3 protein-coding genes and 1 pseudogene are annotated in these 5,551 nt (G+C 68.2%); 1 reads left to right on the forward strand and 3 read right to left on the reverse strand.

Going from position 1 to position 5,551, the window contains the following annotated elements; genetic code table 11:
* From AC27KI_RS17860 to AC27KI_RS17870, 3 genes and pseudogenes are all read right to left on the reverse strand, one after another.
* Window positions 1-1,461, reverse strand: a pseudogene (locus tag AC27KI_RS17860) (methyl-accepting chemotaxis protein); the annotation flags it as partial.
* 156 nt (window positions 1,462-1,617) lie between these two features.
* Window positions 1,618-2,721 carry a M14 family metallopeptidase gene (locus AC27KI_RS17865; protein ID WP_284431658.1) on the reverse strand — a complete coding sequence of 368 codons (1,104 nt, stop codon included), beginning with the start codon at window positions 2,719-2,721 and terminating at the stop codon, window positions 1,618-1,620.
* A gap of 153 nt (window positions 2,722-2,874) precedes the next feature.
* Window positions 2,875-4,080 (reverse strand): M20 aminoacylase family protein, encoded by a 1,206-nt coding sequence (locus AC27KI_RS17870; protein ID WP_272549320.1) that lies wholly within the window; start codon window positions 4,078-4,080, stop codon window positions 2,875-2,877.
* Window positions 4,081-4,418: 338 nt separating this feature from the next.
* Between AC27KI_RS17870 and AC27KI_RS17875 the strand changes: the two genes are divergently transcribed.
* The coding region (locus AC27KI_RS17875) for a methyl-accepting chemotaxis protein (protein WP_487115042.1) at window positions 4,419-5,551 on the forward strand (1,133 nt) is incomplete at its 3' end.

Here is a 5,551-nt window from a genome sequence, read left to right on the forward strand (position 1 = left end):
TTCTGCTGCGTGGCCTGGTCCACGTGCGTGATGGCTTCGCTGATCTGGTCCACGCCGCTGCTTTGCTCGGCGCTGGCCGCGCTGATCTCGCCCATGAGGTCCGTGGCGCGGCGGATCGCGGCCACCACCTCGGCCATGGTGTGTCCCGCCTTGTCCACCAGCGCGCTGCCGCGCTCCACCCGGTCCACGCTGGCGGTGATGAGGCCCTTGATCTCCTTGGCGGCCTCGGCGCTGCGCTGCGCGAGGCTGCGCACCTCCGATGCGACGACCGCGAAGCCCCGGCCCTGCTCGCCCGCGCGGGCCGCTTCCACCGCGGCGTTGAGGGCGAGGATGTTGGTCTGGAAGGCAATGCCATCGATCACGCCGATGATCTCGCCGATCTTGCCGCTGCTGTCCTGGATGCCGCGCATGGTGTCCACCACTTCGGCCACCACCGCCCCCCCCTTGCTCGGCCACCGACGAGGCGGTCTGCGCCAGTTCATTGGCCCGGCGCGCACTGTCGGCGTTCTGGCGCACGGTGCTGCCCAGCTGCTCCGCCGACGCCGCGGTCTGCTCCAGCGCCGAGGCCTGCCGCTCGGTGCGCGAGGACAGGTCGTGGTTGCCGGCGTCGATCTCGCTGCTGGCACCGGACACGCTTTCGGCGCTGTTGCGCACGGTCCGCACGACCGAAGCCAGCCGCGCGCTCATGCTGGCCATCGCCGCCATGATGCTGTTCGTATCCCCCGGCCGCACGGGAACGCGCGAAGCCAGATCGCCCGCCGCCACCGCGTCCGCGACACGCTTGAGCTCCGACGGATCGGCGCCGAGCTGCCGCACCACCGTGCGCAGGTAGACGCTCAGGCCGGCAAGGCAAGCCACCACGGCCAGCACCGCGGCCGTTGCCACCGCACGGCCCGTGGCCGCGTATTCCTTCACGTCGTTGATGCGGGAGGACAGGCGCTCGCCCTGGCGGTCCTTTTCCTGGCCCAAGGGCGCCAGCAGGCGGTTGCGGGCGGGAATGGTCTGGTCCACCAGGAAGGCGAAGGCTTCCTCCTTGCGATCGGCCTGGAGGAGCGCGAGGTTCTGCTCGCCGGTGGCCCAGAACGCGCGCATCAGCGCGGGCAGGGGCTCATAGGCGCGGCGCCCGTCGTCGGTGACCATGTTGGCGCCGAACTCTTCGAGGGTCTTTTGCAGCAGCTGGCGCTTTTCGGCGATGTCGGCCAACGCGGCATTCCGCTCTTCGGGTGTGCGCGACAGGATCGAGTGCCGCAGCTGCAGCGACACCCGCGTCACGTTCAGCTCCAGGGCCGCGATCCGCTGCAGTTGCGGCACGTTCCTGGAGCGGACCACCTCCGCGTCCTCGGTGACCTGCCCCATCATGATCCAGATCGCGACCGCCACCCCGCCAAGCAGGAGCAGGATGACCCCGTTGATGAGCATCAAACGGCGTGCGAGCGTGTTCCGTCCTTGTCCAACCTCCATAGCGATCCCCTGTGCCTTGATTGTTTTGACAGCGCCGCCGCATGGCGGGCCATACGGGGCGCTGCGGGTGGTGCGCAGGGGCCATTGTTCGCGTTATTCGCAGGAAATGCCAGCCCCCCGTGTCACCACGGATGCAGAGGATCTATCGCCGCAGCGCTATGCGGGGCCGCAAAGCCCGTCCACGGCCTGGAACATCGACTGTCGCGCCTGGCTCACCACCTGGCCTTTCCAGGCATCGGTGTCGGTGTAGAAGGCGGCCAGCATTTGAGCCCTGATCTGCGTTGCCAGCTCAGCCGGAGCCTCCGGATGCAGGTTCAGCCAGTGCTCGGCGCGCAGGGCCTGCATGACCTCCAGCACCGGCACCGTGCCGTATTCCATCGCGATGCCGGTGATTTCGGCCTGTGGACATTCTTCGTACACGCTGTTCCACATCAGGCCCGTGAGAAAAGCCGAGGTGGACGAACCGTCGTAGATCGAGGTGACCGGCGTGGCGCCACCGCCGGCCCACCAGTCGCGCGCCCGCTGCACCGAGGCGGCATCGTCCCGGCCGGCATAGATGCGCTCGCCATGGCCGCTCGGCCCCAGGCCCGTGTGCAGATCGATCCAGGCGATGCGCCGGGCGTGCTCGCCCTGCTCGCGCAGCACCTGGCGCAAGGTGCGGTTGCTCCAGGTCGGGGCCGTGCCGCCGAAGAACAGCCCACCCGGAAACTCATGCTGGCCGCGGCTGATGGCGGCCTGCCACGCGGCCTCGCCGCGCTCGGCGATGAAGCGGAACACCGCCTCGCGGTTCTCGGCCGTGGGCGGCCACTGGTCGGGCAGCAGCAGCGGCTGGATCTCGCGGTAGGCCGCGTTCTCCGGCAGCGGCCGGGTGAAGTCGTGGAAATTGCGGTTCAGGTCCACGTTCTCGTGCGTGGCCCGGCGGATGTGCGAGAAACCATACGGGTTGAGCCCATGCACGTAGAGCACGGCCACGCCCTGCTCGCGGGCCTTGGCGCGCCAGGCCTCGTCGTGCAGGGCAAACACCTGCACGCCGCTGCCGCAGTAGCCTTCGACCCCATGGCAGGCGCTGCTCACGATGAGCAGGTGTTGCGCATGGTCCGGGCCGTCGCGCACCACGTCCATCGCCAGCGTCTCGCCGTCGCGCCCCTTGAGCGGGTGCGTGTGCGACTCCACCAGCAATCCGGCGGCCGCGGCGGCCTCCAGGAACTGGGTGCGGGCGCGCGCGTAGCTGGGGGAAAACGCCGGGGCGATACCGATCATGAAGATCTCCGTTCAAGAGGCCGGGAGGCAAAAAAAGGCAACGCAAAAACCCCGCCGCGAGCGGCAGGGCGCAGGCGCCCGAAGCACCCGAAAAACAGGAATGCCATCCGGCACCCTTGGGAGCCAGGATGGAGGCCGGCACGCGCCAGCGGATCAGCCGGCCGGCCGGGACAGCCAGCCTTGTGCCAGCTGCACCCAGTAGGTGGCGCCGAGCGGGATCAGGTCGTCATTGAAGTCGTAGCTCGGGTTGTGCAGCGTGCAGGGGCCGCCGCCATGGCCCATGGCGCGGTGGTCGCCATCGCCGTTGGCGATGAAGCAGTAGGCGCCAGGCTTGGCCTGCAGCATGAAGGCGAAGTCTTCCGCGCCCATGGTGGGCTCCTGCCGCACCACGTTGGCCTCGCCCACGATGCCGGCCATGACCTGGCGCGCGAACTCCGCTTCGGCAGGCGAGTTGATGGTGGGCGGGTAGTTGCGCACGAACTCGAACTCGCACGTGGCCTCGTGCGCGGCGCAGGTGTGTTCGGCCACCTGCTTCATGCGGCGCTCGATCATGTCCAGCACCTCGACGCTGAAGGTGCGCACCGTGCCCTGCAGTTCGCAGCTGTCGGGCACCACGTTGGTGGCCTCGCCGGTGTGGATCATGGTGACCGAGATCACGCCCGCATCCACCGGCTTCTTGTTGCGGCTGATGATGTTCTGGAAGGCCTGCACCATCAGGCAGGCGATCGGCACGGGATCGGTGCCCATGTGCGGCATGGCCGCGTGGCTGCCCTTGCCGCGGATGACGATCTTGAACTCGTTGCTGGAGGCCATCACCGGGCCGGGGCTCACGGCGAACTGGCCGGCCTTCATGCCGGGCCAGTTGTGCATGCCGAACACGGCCTGCATCGGGAACTGCTCGAACAGGCCATCCTCGATCATCACGCGCGCGCCGCCGCCGCCCTCCTCCGCCGGCTGGAAGATCAGGTACACGGTGCCGTCGAAGTCGCGGTGCTTGGCGAAGTGCTGCGCCGCGGCCAGCAGCATGGCCGTGTGGCCGTCGTGGCCGCAGGCGTGCATCTTGCCGGGGTGGGTGCTGGCGTGGGCGAAGGTGTTGAATTCGGTGATGGGCAGCGCGTCAATGTCGGCGCGCAGGCCGATGGCCCGGCCCGAGGCGCCGCCGTCGCGCCCGTGCACGATGCCGACCACGCCCGTCTTGCCCAGGCCGCGGTGGATGGGAATGCCCCATTCGGTGAGCTTGCCGGCCACCACGTCGGCGGTGCGGACTTCTTCAAAGCACAGTTCGGGATGCGCGTGGATGTCGCGGCGCACAGCGGCGATGCCGGCGGCCTGCGCAACGATGGAGTCGAGGACTTTCATAGGAACATTCCTTTAGCGGTGCACCAGGGCTGGACCCAGCGACCATGACGAAAAAGAAGGGCAGGAATGCAACATGCATGCCTGACGCACCGAGTCTAGGGCCTGCCTGCCCCACACGCCGGAAACTGCTTTGATTGACCTGGCGCAACCTGGGATGCTAATCGCCTCCATAGGATGCCGATAGTCCCAGCAGGCCAGCACGCAGCCTGCAGGTTTCGGCCCTTCGCAAACTCGATCGAATGGGCACCGCTACGTGCCACGTCCAAGCCATCTTCCCCCGGTCCGATCCCCCGATGCCCCCCAGGGCATCCCTTCAGCGCAGAGAGCCAGGATACCCCATGAAATTCTTCAACGGACTGAGCATCGGCACCCGCCTGCATGGCGTGTCCCTGCTATTGATCGCCGCACTGTCGGCCCTTGCCCTCACCTCCTGGCTCCAGCTCTCGGAAGTGGCGCGGCTGGCCGACGTGGCCGGCAAGACACGCGTGCTCCAGCTCGGGCTCATCGCCAGCACCGAGCTGAGCGTGACGCAGGTGCTGCTGGACCTGCGCCAGGCGCTGCTGGTGCAGTCGCCCCAGGGCATCGACGCCGCGGCCAAGGACATCGACGCGATGCGCCAGCAGATCACCCGCAACGATGACGCGTTCCTGCAGGGGGTGACCAACCAGGCCGGCCGCGACGCCTTCGAGCGCGACTGGCTACAGCTGCAGCGCGCCACCTGGCCCGCCGCCGAGGCCAACATGGCCCTGGTGCGTGGGGGGCAGCAGCCGCAGGCGCAGTCCATGCTGATGGAAAGGACCATTCCCACCTTCATGCCCATGCAGGCCTGGCTGAAGGCCGAACGCGAGCGCCAGAGCCAAACGCTGGCAACGGAGGTACAGGGGATCCAGTCCGCTGCCGACGCCACGCGGCGCCAGCTCACCGCCCTGGTCACGGTGATCGCCATTGGCCTGATCGCTTTTTCCTGGTACATCGCAAGGCTGCTGCGCTCCCGCGTGAAGGTGTCGCAGGACGTGGCCGACCGGGTGCGCCAGGGCAACTTCACCCAGCCCGTGATGGACAGCGCCCACGACGAATTCAGTCCGCTGCTGCAGACCATGGCGACCATGCAGGCTTCGCTGACGGACGTCGTGGTGAACGTGCGCAACAACGCCGAAGGCGTGGCCACGGCCAGCGCGGAGATCGCCTCCGGCAACAACGACCTGGCCCAGCGCACCGAGCGGCAGGCCTCGGCGCTGCAGCAGACCGCCGCGTCGATGGAGCAGCTCAGCTCCACCGTCAAGCAGAACGCCGACAACGCCCGGGAGGCCAACCAGCTGGCCGCCGGCGCCAGCGCCATCGCGCAAAAGGGAGGCGACGTGGTGACGCAGGTCGTGGCAACCATGAAGGGCATCCACGACAGCAGCAAGAAGATCTCCGACATCATCGGCGTGATCGACGGCATTGCCTTCCAGACCAACATCCTGGCGCT

This window comes from Acidovorax sp. KPB24-03 (genome assembly GCF_057546605.1).

What these genes read in the sequence shown, in the direction of transcription:
- AC27KI_RS17865 (WP_284431658.1), bottom strand. Translation starts at nt 2,721, where the DNA reads ATGATCGGTATCGCCCCGGCGTTTTCCCCCAGCTACGCGCGCGCCCGC.
- AC27KI_RS17870 (WP_272549320.1), bottom strand. Translation starts at nt 4,080, where the DNA reads ATGAAAGTCCTCGACTCCATCGTTGCGCAGGCCGCCGGCATCGCCGCT.